This window comes from Paenibacillus sp. 10L310 (assembly GCF_056395745.1).
In genome coordinates, this window is record NZ_JBFTKC010000002.1 from 720,966 (window position 1) to 740,698 (window position 19,733).

A 19,733-nucleotide genomic window follows, 5' to 3' on the forward strand; every position below is an offset into this window, starting at 1 on the left:
ACGTATTGCAGAAGTTTAATCAGTACGTTCAATTCTGTATATATCTTCTATATATGAGCAAGTACACGTTTCAAAAGAACTACAGTGGTTAATCGTTTACATATACGTAACGGTGTTTGGATATGTTAATGAACACCTTATACAATATCGAATCAGGAGGGATTCCCCATGCGTGATAAAACCAAACATGAGAAGACAAATGATGAACTTGAACCAGGAGTGAATACCGTTATCCATCCAGACAAAAATAATCCCGGACCAACCGATATGATCGAAGGCGTGGTTGGTGATATCGTGGACAACATTCGCAAAGACTTCTCCCATGACTCGAAGGACAAGACGTCTTCTTCCAAGTCAAAGGATTCATCAGACAAATAAGCGTAATCCTTTTCTCCCTAGCAAAAGATAGCTCAAAAAGTCCTCCTGCCACATGCATGGCTTGGGAGGACTTTTTTGGTAATGAGCAATGGAATAATCAACCTCATAGTTGGAGGTGAAATTCATCGTGAATCCTTGGTCATCTGCTGTAACGCCTTATGAATCCAGATCGCGGCAATGGAACCTTCACCCATCGCAACGGTTGCTTGTTCTGCGTGCAGGCCCAGATCCCCGGCAATCCACACATTAGTCGCTGCCTGCAAGCTGCGCGGATCGGCTTCCACATGTTTATTATCTGCGATTACAGCTCCCAGCTGCTCCGCCAGTTCATAGTGTACCCGGTTGCCTCCAAATGCGATAAATCCACGCTCCGACTCAAAAATCTGCCCATCTTCGGTCAGAACACCGGTGATATGGCCATCCTCAATCTGTTGTACTTCCTGAACAGCCGCTTCCAGATAACGAACTCCCGCCTCTTTCATGCTCCGATGCAGCTCTGCAGATATGGGAGCCTGCTCATGATTGATATATAACAGATCATTCGTACGCTGAATTAAAATCATCGCCATATTGGCACCTGGTTCGCCAGATCCCAATAGTACCGTACGTTGATCCTGAATCTCATAACCATCGCAATCAGGGCAGACATACACCGTTCGGCCCAGCGTAGGGGTTAGTCCCGGAATGTCCGGAACTCTATCCGTGAGCCCCGTTGCCAATAACACGGTTTTGCTCCTATATTCAGTTCCTGAAGTACCGAACAATTGGATCATCTCTCCATGACGTCCTGCTTTAACAATACGGTCTTTCTCAAAAGATACACCGGTCCGCTCTGCCTGCATCCTGCCTCGTTCTCTAAGCTCTTCACCGGATACCCCATCGGGGAAACCGAGGATATTATGATAAGTCCGGCATAACGTCGATCTGCCTTCTCCCGCGTCGATTACCAACACCTGATGAGCTGAATAACGTCCAAGCTGAATGGCTGCCTGAAGCCCTGCGAGCCCTCCACCTACAATTATGCAATCAACCTCTCGCATGCTCCTTCTCCTCCTGAACTATATACATTGAACTAAAGAATATTTACACTGGGTCACTCCGATGACAGAACAACCTTCCGATCGCTGTTATCCCCAGATTTTTTTAATACCTTTTACAAAGGGTAAATCCGGGGATAAGCGTATGCTTTCGATGCAGCTTTCTTTCAGAAAGCTTTTAGGCGCACGCTTCGCTTCTTCAGGCTCTTTCTGTCCTCTCCGTTATTGTGTAAATGTTTAGCTCAATATATATATATTTTGTCCTTATATACATTAAACCGTTCAGCCAAGCTTAAACGATTCCTCATATTCCTTATCTTATACCAAAATAAACAGGCCCAAACCATCCGTAGGAATCACGGTGAGTTTGGGCCTATAAGATTTATGATTACTTAGAAGTTATAAGATTCAAATCGCGATGCATTCGAGATGGCGTTCCATACATCCGCTGTTTCGCCGCCCATATACCAGTAAGCCAGTCCAGCAATTTGCCGTTGCTCACTCATTAACACTTTGGCTGATAACGAACGACTGTCCTCTGCCCATATATATCTTGGCTTACCATTACTGTTGTACCCGATAATATATTGAACCAGACTTGCATCCCATCGTCTTACAGATCCCGTAGCATGCGCACGCATTCCCTGGTCTGCCAGTGTAATGTCCCAAGAACTGGTTGCCGGATTCACGGAAGACCAGTCTCGTGTATATAACGGAAGGGCCAAAATTGTTTTGGCACGTACCACCTCGGAGAGCATGGTATCCAAAGCCTTTTCTACCCATGGAAGAGACGCCACTGATCCTGCTTTCGGATCACCGTTCCAGTGTTCCTCGTATCCCATCAGCACCATATAATCTGATACAGCGCCCAGTTTGGCATAATCAAATGCATCCGTCCAATCAGTACCCAGGTCGGGTGAAACGTCCACGGACACCACAGCACCGAGGGCGTGCAACGTAGCCGTCAAAGAGGTCACAAATGCCGTCAGCCCTTCACGATCCGCAGGATCAACATTCTCGAAGTCCACATTAATGCCGTCCAATTTATAGGTTTTGACATAAGCGGCTACCTGTGAAATCACTGCCGCTCGGTTGGCTGAGCTGGATAACATCTGATGGGTAAGTGCCGAATCGGAACGATTCCCAAGTAATGGCCATAGCTGCCTGTCGGTGGCTGATGCCCAGGAGATCAATGCAGGGTCCGCGTGATCTGTTACTTTCATACTGCTGTTCAGGAAAAACCAGCGTGGGACAAGTGTGTTGACCTCAGACTTTTCCACTTGTTTCTTGAATTCAGTTGTAGTGGAGTTATATTGCCAGCCCAGCTGAACGCCAAGTTCATCCCCACGTTGTAACTGCTCAGACCATGTTTTCTTTTGTAAAATGGCATCGAGCATTACGGCTGCTTCTTCTCGCGTTACCTGGTCATGTGGTCGAAACACGCCTCCGCTTCCCCGCATTAGTCCAAGTTGATATACCGTCTGAACATAAGGACGTGCCCAGTCCGAGATATCCGCTGCGTCAAAATACGTTGAAGATAAGAGTGATGTCTCTACGGGTTGTTGTTTTAACATTCGAACAAGAAGGGCAGCCGCTTCTTCGCGCGTAATAGAAGCATTAGGCTGGAACGTTCCCTGACCCTTACCCTCCAGAATAAAAAGATTCGTCATGGCGGCAACATTGCCGTAATACCAAGCATTCATGCTTATATCCTGATAGGGATTAATATTATTTTTAACGGGCTTCAAACCTAGTAATCTCACAGCAAACGTCGCAAATTCTGCACGAGTAACGGCTTTCTTCGGTTCAAACGTAGTCTCTGACGTACCGGCAGCAATGCCTTTTGCCACCAGATGTGTAATGGCATCCTTGGCGTAACTGGTGTGCGTATCCTGAAACTGTTGCTGCACGGTTGCAGCCTGAACAGTAGAGCTGTATCCAGCCACCGATCCAAGTGTTAATAACCCGCATAAAACCATTTTCCATATCCGTTGGTTCGTTATGTCTTTTAATCTATTATTCACATCAAAAAGCCTCGCTTCATTGGATTACGATCAACTATCATCGTATCAAATTGAAGCGAGGCCGTATGTGGTTAAATGTTGGGAAATGCGAAGCTTACTTGTGTACTTTTACGCGCTCTTCAATTGGTTGGAATTCTTTCTCACCCGGTGCTGCCGTTGGTTTACCAAATGGCATTTGAGCGATCAATCTCCAGTTCTCAGGAATGCTCCATTCTTGCTTCACTTTCTCGTCAATCAACGGGTTGTAGTGCTGCAAAGATGCACCCAGACCTTCTTGTTCCAGAGCAGTCCAGATTACCAGTTGCAACATACCGTTGGATTGGTTAGCCCAGATTGGGAAGTTATCTGCATAAGCTGCAAAATTTTGTTGAAGCTGTGCGATCGCATTGTTATCTTCGAAGAAGAGAACCGTACCATATCCGCTGCGGAATCCAGTCATTTTTTCTGCTGTGGATTTGAAGGCTTCTTCATTACCTACCACTTCACGCAAAATTTCTTCTGTGTGATTCCACAATTTATCATGTTGTTCACCGAGCAATACAACGGCACGGGATGTTTGTGAGTTAAAGGAAGTTGGTGTATATTTCACCGCTTCTTCTACGATTTCCTGGATTTTAGCATCCGAAATTGTAGATTCCTTGCTGATTCCATAATAAGATCTTCTGTTTTTCAACGCATCAAAAAAAGTTGTCATTCTTATTCGCCTCCCAAAATTTTTTTTCAATTGCCAACATAGTAACTATAATATAGTAACATACATTAGTCAACAAACTAATTTATTTTCACTAAATATACATTCACCGAAAACATTTCCACAAGTTTGCCCAACACAGCAATTGAAATTATCCTTCGCCCGTCTTTTTACGATAATCCGCCCGGTATTTCTCTTCCGTAGACGAGTTACTTTTTGTCTGATCTTTATTCTTCTCTTCCTGAGCTTCCATATTCAGATCTTCCATCGGAATTGGATCTACAGTCTGTTCTTCTTCATGTCGGTCAAGCAGACTTTCGTGCTCTGTCTTATATTGTTCAGGATTGTCACGGGATTGTTCCTGTTGGGTATCGTTGTTATTCTGATCCGGTGTGCGCTGTTTCATTCATATTCGCCTCCTCTGGGTTCATTACCTTTCTTTACCTGTTCTGCGTGTCCTCTAAACACAGTGGGATGCATTCCTCAAACAAAAACCAACAAAAAAAGCCAACCAGACAAGTTGGTCAGCTCAAAGACGACTTCTATGATTGGCGATGCAATTGGGTACGGTACAGATCAGGCGAACATCCCACACTTTGTTTGAACATCCGACTAAAATGAGAAAGGCGTTTGAAACCGGACAATCGACTTGCTTCTGTCACGGTGATCTCAGGCTGAAACTGAAACAAAAGCTTCGCCTGATTGATGCGACGGTCATACAGGTATTTAAATATCGTCAAACCTGTCATTTCCTTAAACATGCCTGCCAGATATGGCTTGGACAGATGTAATTCCAGTGCCAGATCATCCAGACCAATGTCCTTCATATAATGGGTATCCACATAACGAATAATGTGTTGGACATGCCGCTCCCTCTCCGATGAGGGAAGTTGTTCCTGGACATCACCCTGGCAGATCTCTGCTACAAAATACAACAGATCACACAGTCTGACATTCATTCGCTCTTGCCTGAAATTGCTCTGACTTTGAGACAGACGATGAAGATCATGCAATAGAGCTTCGAATTCAGAGCGGTTATCTCCCTTCAGATTGACCCGGCAATTTCTGAGTTCTTCAAATGGTCTCAGGACCTCAGCCATACGGTCCGGATGCAGGCTGCTGCGAATGGCAGACGGATCAAAATGCAGTGTGCTTCGCTCATAAGCACTGCCTGGCTTCGGATGTGGTCGATGAAGAGTCAAGCCATGCATTAACACCAGATCACCCGGCTCCAGGTTATATACCCGGTCTCCTATGATGTAGGTACATTCTCCATCATGAAAATAATAAATCTCATAATGTGGATGTGAGTGGAATCCATCTGACTTGCCTGGGTTAAATATGCTGGTGGATCGGTAACTATACTCCAGTGAAGCACTAAATTGCATCATGCTCGGCACATTCATGCACCTCCTGTTCGGAAGAGGGAAACGATTTGTGTCATGCCCCTGTAGGATATATGAAAGTGAAATTATAGAATCTGTTTAATACTTTCTTGAATCTCGTCGATGGAGTCGATAGGTTCGAAGCGTTTGACCACACGACCCTCTGCATCAATCAGGAATTTCGTGAAATTCCATTTGATTGCATCGCCGTGTAACCATTCCGGTGCCTTCTCAGCCACCATTAATTTCAATAATTTGGCCTGTATATCTGTTTCATCAAAGCCAGCAAAAGGCCCTGATCTTTTCAAAAAGTCGTAGAGCGGGTGCGCCGCTTCTCCATTCACATCCAGTTTGGAGAACATCGGAAATTTCACACCATAGTTAATCTGGCAAAAGGACTCCGCTTCCGAACTGCTTCCAGGCTCTTGCTCTGCAAACTGGTTACACGGGAAACCAATAATCTGAAGTCCTTGATCCTTGTACTGGTCATACAGCTTCTGCATGTCATCAAACTGGTGCGTATATTTACATTTACTTGCCGTGTTTACGATGAGCACAGGTTTTCCTTCATATTGATAGAGTGGGAAACGCTCTCCACTGGTTCTGGTTACGGTAAAGTCGTAGATGGTTGGCATAAGTCTAGTGCACCTCGCGATAGTTATGTAGTCATACAGCATCATATGTCATTGTTAATTATATACGAAGTTTGAACTATTGTATCGCGCAAGATAAGTTACTCTCCCTTTCAACAGAAAACCCTTCTGCCGCGAAAATCTCTTCGTTCAGCAAAAGGGTTATTATATGGGATCACAGTGACAGCAGCTTCAGCCCTTCACGGCACTTCCGGCCACGCCCTGAATGATATAATGCTGACCCACGAGGAAAACGATGATCATCGGAATAATGCCTGCCGTGGCAGCGGCCATCATGCCGTTGTAATCCACATTATTCTCCAGAATAAAGTTCTGCAGTCCGAGCGGAACGGTGTACAAGTCTTTGTCGATCAGGAACACAAGCGCATTCTCATAGTCATTCCAGTGCCAGGAGAAATCAATAATGGCCAGTGTAGCCAGCGCTGGCTTCGCCAAGGGCAGAATCAGCCTGAAGAATATGCGCAGGTGACCGGCACCGTCGATGAACGCCGCTTCCGAGATCTCTGAAGGCACGGACAGGAAGAATTGCCGCAGCATAAACACCCCAAAGATCGTGAACATTCCGGGCAGGATCAATGCCCAATGCGTATTATATATGCCGACCCATTCAAACATCAGGAACTTCGGTACAAAGAGTACCTGCGGAGGCACCATCATCATCGAGAGATAGATCAGAAACAGTGTCTCCCGGCCTTTGAATTGAATACGTGCGAAGCCATAGGCTGCAAAAGCCGAGAGAAATACAGCTCCGACCGTACTAATTAGCGATATTTTCAACGAGTTCAGATAATACGTCGCAAAGGTATCCGCTCCGCTCCAGACCTTAATGTGATGCTCCCAGTTCAGGCTGGAGGGTATCCACTGGATGGGATAGGTGAATACGTCCGCAGGAGATTTGAACGACGTGCTGATCATCCAGATGAACGGCATAACCATCAGCAGGGCAAACCCGGACATCAGAAGTGTCAGTATGATTTTTCGAATCTGGCTCAAGGACTCCATGCGGACTTTAACTTTAGGTGAATGTGGAGCTGTGGGCTTCGCATTCGCGGCAATTTGTTTCTCCATAACGATCCCTCCCCTCCTTAATAGTGAACCCAACGTTTCTGACCGAGCCACTGCAAAACAGTGAATATCATGATGATGGCAAAGAGTGCCCAGCTTATGGCGGCAGCGTATCCCATCTCGTAATATCGGAAGGCATTCTGGTAGATAAAAAGTGACAGGACGGTTGTGCTGTTCCCCGGCCCACCCTGGGTAATCGCTTGAATGATACCAAAGTTTTTGATCGTCATAATCAGCCCCGTAATCAGCAGCAAAAAGGTCGTTGGACTCACAAGCGGCCAGATCACTTGGCGTATCGTCTGCCAAGGACGGGCTCCATCTATCCGTGCAGCCTCAACCAATTCCTCCGGAATTTCCTGCAAAGCGGCCAGATAAATAATCATGTTGTAACCCAGCATGAACCAAATCCAGATGATATCAATCGCATACATGGACCATTCGGTTGTTGATAACCAGCCGGGAGGGTTCGTAATACCGATTCCGCGCAAGAAACCATTAATCGGTCCCGACGTTGGCTGGAACAGAAGCATCCAGACAAAGGCGATGGCAACGCCGCTGGTGATATAGGGCATGAAATAGAGGGCACGAAGCGTTTTTTGCCAATACACCGACTTGTTCAGCGCCACCGCCACGATAAATGCCAACCCCATCGATACCGGAACCGCTAACAGAAATACAAATGTATTTCGCAGCGCCACGCCAAACAGATCATCATTCAACATCCGGCGGATATTGTCCAGCCCGACGAAATTCGTCTCCGGGCTCATGAATTTGTAATCAGTGAACATGAGATAGAACGAATAGACAGCCGGTATAATAAAAAACAACAGCACGCCAATCATATTGGGCCCAATAAACAGATACCCGAGCCTGCTCTGCCGTTTCATCCAGGATTTATGCATATGCTCCCCCACTCCTTAACATCTGTTCTGGAATTAAGCATAACAAGATGTCCTCTAACATTTAAGGAACATAACCCTGTACCTGATATCACAGATATATGTATTTCGGCAGTGACTTTCGGGAGAGAAATAACATGGAATTGTTCTATTGCTTATATAGAAAAAACCGCCCCATTGGGACGGCCTTTGGACTCATTGCTTTTGCAATCTATTGATTCTGCTTCAGCCAGTCATTATGGCGTTTGACCATGTTCTGTACCGTTACTTCGGCAGTCTGGTTACCGAGGAAGAACTTTTCATACTCCTGTGCACGAAGATCGACCACTTCCTGCGCAATGCTACGGACAAACGTAGGTGTCTCGTCACCGTACAACACAAATTCCAGAGACTCTTTATCATAAGAATCGGCATAATCGCCCAGCAGATGATCGATCGCAGTCTGTTGATCAACCGCATTGGAGGAAGGCAAACGTCCACCCGCAGCCATCGGCATCATTCCCCCATCGGCGTACCATTTCAGGAACTCCCATGCGGCTTCTTTATTTTTCGACTTGGAATTAATCGCAATAAAGTCACCAAGTCCTCCACTCTTCACCATATCTGCTTCTTGTGCAGCCAGTCTCGGTACAGGGGCAAAGGCAATTTTCCAATCCCGCGGGAATTCGGTCATGTTGTTCGATGTGCGGATCAGCCATTCGCCGATGTTGATCATGGCAGACTCACCGCCAAGGAACATGTTCTCCACCGGCATTTTGGAAGTCAGCTGCTCTCCGAGCGGAGGGGTGGTTGCATCCTCCTTCATCATTCCGTTCAAAGTCTCCAGCCATTTAGTGACGAGCGGATCATCTAGGTTGGAAGTGCCGTCTGCCTTAACATAACCGTTCTTCACCAGAACGGAATCGAGCGGGTCTACATAGGAAGCGGTATGTTGCACCAATCCGTACTTGAAGCCAGCTGTCTTCAGTTTGAGTGCATATTCACGGGCTTCATCCCAAGTCCAGGCTGTTGGTACGCTCAGTCCCGCTTGATCAAGCGCTTTCATATTTAAAGCGAAAAAGGCAGCGTTTTTCTTGGTTGGCATCCCGTAATATTTGCCGTCCACTTTCCAGGAAGCCGCATCTTCACCCATTTTCTCATCAATGTTGTAATCGGTGAACTCGCCCAGATCCAGTGCTGTCCCACCCTTGATGCGTTTATCCAGATTTGTGAGGGTATAGTTGACATACAGATCAACGTTCTGCCCGGTGGACAGCGCTGTATCCAGCTTCAGATTGCCATCATCATCATTCACAAACCGAACATATTCCACCTGAATATCAGGATGCTCCGCATTCCAGGTATCCACCACTTCCTGTGGACCATTCTCGGGCGGCACCGCGCCCCACATGGTGAGCTTCACTTTTCCCCCTGCCGCTCCACCTCCGTTATCTCCACCGTTCGTCTCATTTTTACCTACACAGCCGGCAAGCAAGCCCAGCATCAGCGCACCTACGATTAATCCCGTTAATCCTTTTTTGATTCTCATCTGGTCACATGACCTCCCTGAATTGAAGTGTACCTTCCGTTATATCGTAGCAGGGACCTTGCTGGGTTCATAAGATACATATCCATGATTCGGATTGAACAAAAATACGGATTTACTTGTGCTTGCTTGAGCACTCGGTACACATATTCCTTCTACTCATCCTGTGAGTCACGAACGATGGCGATACTGGCTGGGCGTGCAACCGGTCCAACGCTTGAATATTTTAATGAAATAATTATCACTTCCGAACCCTACCCGGTAACCAATCTCCTGTACAGGAAGGTCCGTCTCGCGCAAGTATTCAGCCGCTTTCTCCATCCGTACCCCATGCAAGTAATGAATCAGGGTATGGCCGGTTTTCTTTTTGAACAAAGCACTCACATAATTCTCGCCCATCATCACATATCGTGACATGGATTTGACGGTAATGTCCTGGTCGTAATGCTGTCCGATATACTGAATTATTTTGCTAATCTCCGGATGTTTCACAATCGGCTCACGAACAGGTGTAAATGGAAGATCCGTATCAGACGGGGGCGCAGAAGAGACCGTAAGAGAATCAGGCGAAACAGGCGTTGATGTGAGAACCGGTGTGGAAGGTGGCACTTGATGATGATCTGTCTCTGACCGGGCTTCAGTCGAAGCTCCCAGTTCTGCACTTACTTTACGGAGTGTATCACGCAGTGAATTCACACTCATGGACAGTTTCAAAATATAATTGGAAGCCCCGTATTCCATTGCACGGCGTACATATTCGAACTCCCCCATACAGGTGAGCATGACAAATTTGGTTTTTAACCCGGCCTGACGGGTCTGTTTGAGTAATTCCAGACCATCCATACCTGGCATGACAATATCGGTCAGTACCAGATCCGGTGTATCCTGTATAATCATCGCCAGCGCTTCGGTCCCATTACCGGATTCCCCGATGACCGTGAAGCCCAGCTCTTCCCAGGAAATAATCTCTCTCACCGACTCTCGTACGAATACCTCATCCTCTACAAGTAATACCTTCCACATTCCAGATTCCCCTCTCCAGTCTCCTAGTCTGACCGCTTCTGTAAGTAAGGCGTCGACAATAAAAAAGGAATACTGAACCTTACTAATGTCCCCGGCTTGGTATCAATCACTTCAAGTTCACTTTGGCCTTTGAACAATAATCGCAATCGTTCCTTAAGGTTAGACAGACCAATTCCCGGACGTGTGCGGGTCATCTGCTGACGCCGGGATTCCTCCATTCCAATTCCGTTGTCTGCCACCTCCAGCATCAACTTTCCTGTGTCTTGCCTGTAAATTCCGATGCGGATCTGACCAAGTTGCTCCAGTGGCCCGACACCGTGGTGAATGGCATTCTCCACCAGTGGTTGCAAGCTCAGCTTGGGCACGAGCGCATACTCAAGTTTTTCGTCAAATTCACAAGTCACCTCAAAGCTATCACGGTAACGAATCCGCTGGATATGAAGGTAGGCTTGAACCAACTCAATCTCGTCCTTCAGGTATACCAATTCGACCTGTGAATTCAGGCTGACCTCCAGTAATTTGCCCAAGGAAACACACATCTCGGAGATCTCTTCATTCCCGCTGCGGATCGCACTCCATTTCATTGTATTCAATGTATTCAGGAGAAAGTGCGGATTCATCTGGGCCAGGAGCATATGAAAATGTACCGCTTCCTTCTGGCGTTCCTCCGCCTTGAGTCTGTTGATCATCTGATTGGCATCATCCAGCATCGTATTGAACGTACGGGTCAGTTCCAGCACTTCTCCGCGGCTGCGGCCTTCAGGGATACGGACCTTGAGGTTTTTGCGTACAACCTCCTTCATCTGGTTCTGCAGATGTGATAAAGGCCGAGTGAACGTCGCCGAGATCATAAAGGCCATGAGCACAAATGCTGCTGTGAAGCCAAAAAACGTTAAAAAATAGCGCTGCTTAAGCCCCGATATCTCCGTAAACAACACAGCTAGTGGAATACGATTTACCATGTACCAGTCCAGTGACTCGATGTATACGTAGTTAATCAGCGTATCTGAATCATTATCCGTCAGATAGGCCTCTGCCGGATGAAGTGCAATTTCCCGGGTCACGTCTGGGGAAAGTACCGCTTTTTCGGACGAGCGGGCAATTGTTTCCCCATTGCCAGTAATCAGGAAATACTCCTGATTGCTCTGCGAATCCTTCAGCATAGACTGAAACCAGTACGAATAATCGATGCTGATCCGTGCCATTCCGTACCTTTTGCCGCCACTGTCCTTCATATACGCATAGAGGGACAACAGATACGGGCTGGAGGATAACTCCCGCAGGACATGGTTGGTATCCCGGGCATCCCAGCGGTAGAGTAACTCTTCTGATGGAAACGAGTTTGAATCAGTGTTGCCCTTGATAAAGGTCATTTCTCCAAGATGCTTGCGAAATTGTTCCCGATAAGGGCCATAGGCCAGAGCTTTTTTGGGCAAATACGAAGTGTAAACGTTATCATGAAAATCTAACAGCGTGAAGTACACGGAAGGATTATATAGAAAAAAACTGTTGTTGATCATCTTGAACTTCTCTTCCACCAACGACTTATTCTCAAGCGGAGAACGATTGTCTGGAGAAGTCAGGGCGTTTCTTACGGCTGAATCCTGTTCCAGAAAAATCAGGGTTTTGAATGCAATACTCATCTGGTCCTCCAGAGAACCATACATCTGCACCAGTTGCTCGTGGCTCTGTTCGCTGATTTTTTGCTCAACCAGAGATTCGATCTGTCCATAGTTGTAGACATTAAGTACGCTGAATGGCAGCAGAATCAACACCACAAACGCACCAAACAGCCGATACCTGAGCTTATGCGGCAAAAAGGTCTTCCAGTCGGGCTTTGTCATCCTCTCAGCGCTCCCCCTGCAATTATTGAGATCATTATACCATCAGTTCCCCCGCTTCGGCCGGGGCTGGGCTCATTCGCATGGATATGTGATACCAGTCGCCAAGGACGGGATAGGGATACACAGATTTGTTCTATTGCATTAAAAAAACCGGAGATCTGGGATCTCCGGCTAGGCTGGATATAACGACTTAGCAAATTAGGATATAGGCTCCACTCCCCAGACAAGCTCGCCGTTCCGGTAAAGAGTTACCTTGGTCCAATCGGCAAAAGAGGTCTGCAGCGGGTTAAAGGAATAATCATCCCCTTCGCTGTAATTGGACCAGTCTGCTTTGTGCAACCGGGTATGTATCTCCCCAGAGGTTCCTCCGACCGGGATCACGCCTGCTCCGGTACCGAACTTCAGTTCCAGATAATGGTCCGCTCCAGGAACAGGTGCAGGCAGTTTCACTATGCTGCCGCTGATCTGACTGCCTCCAAGCTGTGCATAATCACAGAAAAAGGATTGTTGTTTCTCCCCGTCCACTGTATACCAGTAACGAATTGTCAGTTCATTCAGGCTAACTGTGGAGGTACCGTTGTTGTGAATGACAAACTGCGGTTTCATTTGGTTATCGAGCAGATTTGTATCCCCTGCACGATAGGCTAGAGTCAGATTGCCAGCAGGCTCTGGCGGCCCTCCACCCTGGACCTTTGCGGAAGCTTGAACGGAGTTCACACTCTTCCCAACGCTGTTAACCGCATTCACCACATAGTAGTAGGTGGTTCCAGCAGATACCGCCATATCCTTATAGCTTGTTCCCGATACAGCGGCCACAGATGTATACGGTCCGGCTGCTGTCAGCGACCTGTTTACCGTATAGGAGGTCGCACTTGCAGATGCACTCCAGCTTAGATTGATGCTGTTGTCGCTAACCGCAGTGGCGGTCAGATTCTGCGGAGCGGCAGGTACTGCCTCGACCTGGACCGTCTCTAATACGGACCAATAGGCTGGCTTGGACTGGAGTCGCTCGTCGAAAAGCAGCGGCCAGTTGTTGCGGGCGACCGGGAAGGTTCGTAGCCAGGTATTGGCATCATCCTTGCCCCACAAGGTAACATTTTTGACTGTATCCGTATGCCTCAGGAAGATCTGGAACAGGGACTTGTACAGCGCCGCCTGCTGTGTCTTCAGTTCTTCCGGGAAGATATCATAAGATTGCGAATCATTGGAATACACACTTACATCAAGCTCAGTAATATGTGTTTCGAGGCCCAGCGCCTTAAATTTGACAATGGAACTTTCAATTTCCGAAAGGGTTGGATAAAAGAGGCTGATGTGTGTTTGATGGCCGACTCCGTCAACAGGCACACCCTTGGCTTGAAGGCGAGTGATCAGATTGTAGAGGGCCTGGCTTTTGGCCGGCTCATGGGTATTGTAGTCATTAATAAACAACTTGGCATCCGGGTCGGCTGCATGGGCGAATTCAAATGCTTTCTCAATATATTCTTCCCCGGCAATCTGGTACCACAGACTGCGCCGCAGGCCATCCGGCTCGGAGGCATCAATGACTTCATTCACAACGTCCCAAGCGTAGATCTGGCCTTGATAACGCTCCATTACCGTCTCAATATGCTGCTGCATCCGTTCATACAGCACCGTTTTGCTCACCAGATTGCCGTTGGCATCGTGGAATACCCAATCCGGAGTTTGTGTATGCCAAACGAGGGTATGCCCGCGTATCTCTTGTCCGTTCGTTGCTGCAAAAGCGACTGCGGCATCCGACCCGCTGAAATTATACATACCCTCTTGCGGCTCGGTACTGTCCCATTTCAGAACATTGCCTGGTGTCAGACTATCAAAATGCTTCGTAAGCAGCTGCTTGTCCGGTTCGGTCAGCAGTTCATTGTTCGTGAAGGCCGTCCCAATTCGAAACTTGCCCGCAAAAGCATCCTGTAGGGAAGGAATGTCTTCTTCGATCACAATGGGTCCGAGATCTGGCAGCTTCTCCAATCGGAAATCATCCACATAAAAAGAAGCTGTGGCACGGTCTGGCACTTCAAAATAAACCGATAACTGATTCGCTGGTTCCAGCATTTTAAACTGTGCAGTAAGCTTGGTCCATCCGCCTGCGGATGCGGTACCGAATGTTAAATTTTCATAATGTGTTGTATCTGGCAGGGTACGCTGTAAAGACATATTGAGGTTTGTGCTGGACGCTCCCGCCGGAAGCTTCACCCAGCCAGTGAACACATACGTCTGTCCCACCTCCAAAAGTTCTGTCACATCCAGCGCTGGCCCATGCCATGTCATAGCACGCCCGCTCACCTCCAGTCCATAATCTCCAGTACGCGCTGCAACGGCGCTTGCATGAAGCGTTTCTACTTCACCGCGTCCGCTCCAGTTCTGGACCGTGCCATCTTCAAAATCATGACTCAGAATCAAGGTATTCTCCTCTTCTGCCGCATGAACAGATGGAGCTACCCAATACAAAGGAACTAACAAAGTTATCATCAAAACAAATTTAAGCGCTTTCAAAAATATCATTTTTCTCATCGCTTCCATTCTCCTTTATCGAATATTAGGATGAATTCCTTATTCCAAAGGCTAAGGCCATATCCACCTCCTTGGTTTTAATTATAAAATCAGAGTCCTCATTCAAACGGATACGGGGGGCATACGTTCGGATAAGGACTCCATATGGTAAATTATAGTATAAATCGTCCATGATCTACAACTGAAATGTACTTCCCCTCTAATTTCGGTTAGAAATGCAGTATCCGTTGCTTCTGCACTCATTCGCACCAGCTCCTCCATAATCTGGGCAACCCGTAACGAAGTGTATACCTGGTGCTCCGCTGGCTTCAAAAGTTGTCTTTAAAGTTGTCTTCAAGCTTTCTGCTCACTTCTTTCAGCTTACACCCTGTGTCTCCTGCGATACTCAGATGGACTTATGCCCAACGTTTTGGAGAACACTCTACTCAGATAAAAACCGTTCTCATATCCGCATCGCTCGGCAATTTGGTTAAGGGTCAGGCTACTGTCAGCCAAGAGGTTCTGCGCTTTTTTCAGACGGACCCGTTTGAGATAGCCTGATGGCGTCTCCTGAAAAGCTTCCCGGAAACGCCTTGTCAACTGCACCGGACTCAAGGCCAGTCGCTGTGCCAATTCCTGAAGGCTGATCTCCTCTTCCGCCCGCTCCTCCAGCAGCGCTGCCGCTTCAGCCATTCGTGCGTCTTCGGTAAATCTCCGCTCCTTTAAGCGATTCTGTCTGCGTTCCACCTGATACAACTGCCACAAATCCATCATAAAATGTGTCTTCCAACGGGCAACTTCCCCCTTATTCTCCTCACTGTCCTGGCGTAAATAAGCGTACGTCGAGGCTAACCGCTTCGTGTCATTAATCAGCGATTTTCCGGCTGGTGGCAGAAACTCCTCCTCCTCCAGGCTACTGCTAAACTGTAAATAGTGAAATGTCAGCGGGGTAATGACTGTCCGCCGAAAAGGAACCGCCGGGGGGCACAGCACCAGATCGCCAAAACTCGCTTCTCCGATCTGACCCGCAATCTCATAATGGAATATTCCCTCTTCGACGGCAAAAGCCACCCAAGTCGTATAGATATCTTCCGTAAGAGCAAATTCTCCTTTTTGCTTCCAGTAGATGTGGTTAAGCAGCTCCATGACTTGACCACCCTTTCTGTGAAATAAAGTATATGTTTGATGATAGTATAGTGCATTTAAAAAGTGAATATATAAATCTAAGATGAAATTATAGATATGTAGTTGGAGTCAAGGTGGATCTAACTTCAGTTAAGGAGGTCACAGATATGAAACAAGAGCATGTACAATACGACATCACCGTCATCGGCGGAGGACTTGCTGGTGTATGCGCTGCGATAGCCGCTGCCCGCATGGGGCAACAGGTGGCGCTGGTGCAGAACCGCCCCGTGCTTGGCGGCAATTCCAGCAGCGAGGTTCGGGTCTGGGTGTGCGGTGCCACCGCCCACGGGATTAACCGTTATGCCCGGGAAACGGGTATTATGGGGGAATTGTTTGTAGAGAATCAGTATCGTAATCCGGAGGGCAATCCCTATCTCTGGGACTTAATCATTCTGGAAGCCGTTCGAGCTGAATCCAACATCAGCCTGTTCCTGAACACGGATGTACATGAAGTCGAGGCTACTGGCGATGGGGATGAACGAAAGATCACCTCTGTCACTGGCTGGATGATGGGTTCTGAGCGCAAAATCCGATTCGAAAGTCAGATCTATCTGGACTGTACGGGTGATGGATTGGTCGGCTTTCTGGCTGGAGCCAAGTTTGCACTCGGCCGGGAAGCCCGCAGCGAATATGGCGAAGAGTGGGCACCTGAGGTGGCTGATCAGATCACGCTGGGCAGTACACTTCTCTTTTATACCAAAGATGCTGGTGCGCCTGTCCGCTATATCCCGCCCTCTTTTGCCAAGGATATTACACAGACCAGCATTCCGATTCGCCGGGTCATTCGCAGCGGGGATTCCGGTTGTCATTATTGGTGGATTGAATGGGGCGGTGAACATGACACCGTTCATGACAATGAGCTGATCCGTGATGAACTGTGGTCCGTGATCTACGGGATCTGGGACTATATCAAGAACTCCGGCAAGTTTGATGCAGATCATATGACGCTGGAGTGGATTGGTTCTCTACCTGGCAAAAGGGAGTACCGCCGCTTCACGGGTGACTATGTGCTCACCCAGAACGATATTATCAGCCAGCGGGAGTTCCCGGATGCCGTTGCCTTTGGCGGCTGGTCCATTGACCTGCATCCCCCGCAGGGCATGTACGCCGAAGCGAGTGGCTCGAAGCATATGCATGCCGATGGCGTATATCACGTGCCGTTCCGCTCGTTGTATTCCGCAAATGTGCGGAATATGCTCATGGCCGGGCGAGACATCAGTGCATCACATGTCGCCTTCGGCACAACGCGCGTCATGGCAACATGCGCGGTCATCGGCGAAGCCGCGGGTACGGGCGCGGCGCTCTGCGCGTCCATGGGGGTGTCGCCGCGCGAGCTGCACGCGAGGCATCTTACGGTGCTGCAACAGACGTTGCTGCGGCAGGACGCTTCCATCATCGGGGTGCGCAGCCACGATGAGCTGGATCTGGCCCGGCGTGCCCAGGTTACAGCCTCCAGCACGCTGACGGGCATCGCCCTTGAGCAGCCTGGCGAGACGTACCCGCTGGGTACAGATGTCGCCCTGTTGCTGCCTGTGCATCCAGTGCTCAGCGGCCTGGAGCTACTGCTGGATGCATCCAGCGATACCGCACTGACGGTAGAGCTGTGGGATACGGGGCGTAAGGAGAACTACGTCCCGCATTCGTTACAAGTTACGGCGACTGTTAACGTTACAACAGGAAATGCGCAGTGGGTGAAGCTGCCGCTCGAATGGCGACCGGAAGAACCGCAGAATGCTTTTATAATCATCCGCTCCAATAAAGCCGTCTCACTCTACCATTCGACAGAAGCACACAGCGGAGTGCTGATCTTCTTCAAAACAGAAGAAAACCACGTGTCCAAAAATCTGGAGGATCATGCCACGAATCAGCCTGTCGTATTATGGTCCATGCAGGGGTTGGCGCGTCAGCCATTCTGCTGTCGTACCCTCTCTGAGACTTCGGCATATTCAGCGGACAACACGATTAACGGTTATCATCGCCCTTACGGTGGGCCGCAACAGTGGATGTCGCAGCCGATGCAGTCTGGCAATCCTGAATGGGTGCAACTGACATGGGAAGAGCCACAAACCTTGGCTGAGTTGCACTTGACGTTTAATGATGATGTGAACGAGGATCTGGTTAATTTACATCACCATCACACAACATTCCGTGTGATGCCTGAGCTGGTGCGTGATTATCACGTGGAGGTACTGACTCCTGCTGGCGAATGGACACAAGTCGCAAGTGTTCAAGAAAATCACAAAAGAAAAGTTATTCATTCCCTGGATGTCCCTGTGTCAGCTCAGGCTCTGAGAATCATAATTGATGCCACAAATGGCAGCAGATATGCCCAATTAATCGAGATTCGAGCTTACTAAAACAAAAAGGAGGATACAGGAAACTGTATCCCCTATCCTCCGTACAAGTCCGCCTGATTCTATTCGGCGGTTGGAGCCCGCAAGCCCTCAATCAGGATAAACAACGTAAGTGCTTGTCCATATCCCATCGGACTGATCGCTATATCTTTATAAAACTGAGCATCCTGCCCCACAGGTGTACCATAGGACACCTGCTGTACAACGCCGTTATCATCAATCTGTTTCAACACCGCTTCAAGCGCACTCAAGCCATTCTGGCGATAGGATTCATCCAGGTATCCATACCGAATTCCCTTAAGAATGCCGTATCCAATCGCTGCCGTTGCCGAGGTTTCTTTGTAAGAGGTTGGATCATCCAGCACAGTGTGCCACATGCCATCCTCACCTTGAAGCTTGCTCAGTGCTCTGACTTGAGTGGTTGCTGTATCCAACAGATAGGCCTTTAACCCGTCTTCGATCGGAATGATATTCAGGAAATCCATAACTCCCGCCGTATACCATGCATTGCCTCTTCCCCAATGAACAGCACCATAGTTATGATTTTCATTGAAATCCCAGCCATGATAGAACAATCCGGTTTTCTTGTTATATAGATATTTGATATGCACAAGGAACTGTCGTTTGGCTTCTTCCACCATGTCGGGTTTCTTGAAGTATACCCCTGCCTTGGCCAAAAATAGCACCGTCATAAACAGGGTATCAATCAGAATTTGACCATCATTGGCATCTCCCGTAATCATATGTTGAAACGCACCATCTCCGGTTCGCAACAGTCCATCCATGATCCAACTGCTCCACTCCTCACAGACCTGTTCGTACTCCCTGTTTTCGGTCAGCTCGCATAGTGAGATCAAAGTAAGGAGCGGAGCGCAGGTGTTCACATTTTTTTCCGGTAACCCTTCCATCAGCCTTGCATTGTACCATGATTCGAGAAATTCCAGCACTTTAGGATCTTTCGTTGCCTCATGGAGTTGAAGCAAGCCATACAGACCGACACCTTGCGGCCATTCCCATAGATGTATGTCGATTAGTCCGATGGGAAACTGTTCATTGATACTTGTGTTTTTCATAGACTCCATCGCTTGGGATACCTTGCTTATTCTCTCCTGCAGCACCATTTGATTCGGCATGTTGGTTATCACTCCCTTGGTTTCTT

The 19,733-nt window shown here is 48.0% G+C and carries 16 protein-coding genes; 2 read left to right on the forward strand and 14 right to left on the reverse strand.

Going from position 1 to position 19,733, the window contains the following annotated elements:
- Nucleotides 1–168: 168 nt before the first annotated feature.
- Entirely contained in the window at nucleotides 169–378 is a 210-nt protein-coding gene (locus AC1DE7_RS08590) for a hypothetical protein (RefSeq protein WP_282321735.1), read from the forward strand.
- A gap of 122 nt (nucleotides 379–500) precedes the next feature.
- Here AC1DE7_RS08590 and AC1DE7_RS08595 read toward each other — a convergent pair whose 3' ends face one another.
- The 13 genes from AC1DE7_RS08595 to AC1DE7_RS08655 form a co-directional block, all read right to left on the reverse strand.
- Nucleotides 501–1,418: an NAD(P)/FAD-dependent oxidoreductase gene (locus AC1DE7_RS08595; protein ID WP_282321736.1), complete on the reverse strand. Its 918-nt coding sequence runs from the start codon at nucleotides 1,416–1,418 to the stop codon at nucleotides 501–503.
- Between the two features lie 389 nt (nucleotides 1,419–1,807).
- Entirely contained in the window at nucleotides 1,808–3,439 is a 1,632-nt protein-coding gene (locus tag AC1DE7_RS08600) for an S-layer homology domain-containing protein (protein ID WP_477534143.1), read from the reverse strand.
- Between the two features lie 94 nt (nucleotides 3,440–3,533).
- Nucleotides 3,534–4,133 carry a nitroreductase family protein gene (locus tag AC1DE7_RS08605; RefSeq protein WP_074094703.1) on the reverse strand — a complete coding sequence of 200 codons (600 nt, stop codon included), beginning with the start codon at nucleotides 4,131–4,133 and terminating at the stop codon, nucleotides 3,534–3,536.
- Between the two features lie 148 nt (nucleotides 4,134–4,281).
- Nucleotides 4,282–4,536, reverse strand: a complete 255-nt coding sequence (locus AC1DE7_RS08610) for a hypothetical protein (RefSeq protein ID WP_036609033.1) — start codon at nucleotides 4,534–4,536, stop codon at nucleotides 4,282–4,284.
- A gap of 136 nt (nucleotides 4,537–4,672) precedes the next feature.
- A complete protein-coding gene (locus tag AC1DE7_RS08615; RefSeq protein ID WP_256719975.1) occupies nucleotides 4,673–5,521 on the reverse strand; it encodes an AraC family transcriptional regulator in 849 nt (282 codons plus the stop codon).
- 80 nt (nucleotides 5,522–5,601) lie between these two features.
- Nucleotides 5,602–6,150: a glutathione peroxidase gene (locus tag AC1DE7_RS08620; RefSeq protein WP_047842608.1), complete on the reverse strand. Its 549-nt coding sequence runs from the start codon at nucleotides 6,148–6,150 to the stop codon at nucleotides 5,602–5,604.
- A gap of 189 nt (nucleotides 6,151–6,339) precedes the next feature.
- Nucleotides 6,340–7,236 carry a carbohydrate ABC transporter permease gene (locus tag AC1DE7_RS08625; protein ID WP_373888064.1) on the reverse strand — a complete coding sequence of 299 codons (897 nt, stop codon included), beginning with the start codon at nucleotides 7,234–7,236 and terminating at the stop codon, nucleotides 6,340–6,342.
- 17 nt (nucleotides 7,237–7,253) lie between these two features.
- On the reverse strand, nucleotides 7,254–8,135 hold the full coding sequence (locus AC1DE7_RS08630; RefSeq protein ID WP_036670532.1) for a carbohydrate ABC transporter permease: 882 nt from the start codon (nucleotides 8,133–8,135) through the stop codon (nucleotides 7,254–7,256).
- A 208-nt stretch (nucleotides 8,136–8,343) separates the two neighbouring features.
- Nucleotides 8,344–9,660, reverse strand: a complete 1,317-nt coding sequence (locus AC1DE7_RS08635) for an ABC transporter substrate-binding protein (RefSeq protein ID WP_047842606.1) — start codon at nucleotides 9,658–9,660, stop codon at nucleotides 8,344–8,346.
- Nucleotides 9,661–9,828: 168 nt separating this feature from the next.
- Nucleotides 9,829–10,680: a response regulator transcription factor gene (locus tag AC1DE7_RS08640; protein ID WP_127546142.1), complete on the reverse strand. Its 852-nt coding sequence runs from the start codon at nucleotides 10,678–10,680 to the stop codon at nucleotides 9,829–9,831.
- A 23-nt stretch (nucleotides 10,681–10,703) separates the two neighbouring features.
- Nucleotides 10,704–12,524 (reverse strand): cache domain-containing sensor histidine kinase, encoded by a 1,821-nt coding sequence (locus tag AC1DE7_RS08645; RefSeq protein WP_127546139.1) that lies wholly within the window; start codon nucleotides 12,522–12,524, stop codon nucleotides 10,704–10,706.
- A gap of 198 nt (nucleotides 12,525–12,722) precedes the next feature.
- Nucleotides 12,723–15,056, reverse strand: a complete 2,334-nt coding sequence (locus tag AC1DE7_RS08650; RefSeq protein ID WP_255319737.1) for an endo-1,4-beta-xylanase — start codon at nucleotides 15,054–15,056, stop codon at nucleotides 12,723–12,725.
- A 360-nt stretch (nucleotides 15,057–15,416) separates the two neighbouring features.
- A complete protein-coding gene (locus tag AC1DE7_RS08655) occupies nucleotides 15,417–16,181 on the reverse strand; it encodes a helix-turn-helix domain-containing protein (protein ID WP_477534144.1) in 765 nt (254 codons plus the stop codon).
- 146 nt (nucleotides 16,182–16,327) lie between these two features.
- Here AC1DE7_RS08655 and AC1DE7_RS08660 point away from each other — a divergent pair, with 146 nt between their 5' ends.
- Nucleotides 16,328–18,577, forward strand: coding sequence for an FAD-dependent oxidoreductase (locus tag AC1DE7_RS08660; RefSeq protein ID WP_477534145.1), 2,250 nt, complete (start codon nucleotides 16,328–16,330; stop codon nucleotides 18,575–18,577).
- 59 nt (nucleotides 18,578–18,636) lie between these two features.
- Here AC1DE7_RS08660 and bglB read toward each other — a convergent pair whose 3' ends face one another.
- Entirely contained in the window at nucleotides 18,637–19,707 is a 1,071-nt protein-coding gene (gene bglB / locus AC1DE7_RS08665; RefSeq protein ID WP_477534146.1) for a beta-galactosidase BglB, read from the reverse strand.
- Nucleotides 19,708–19,733: the final 26 nt, after the last annotated feature.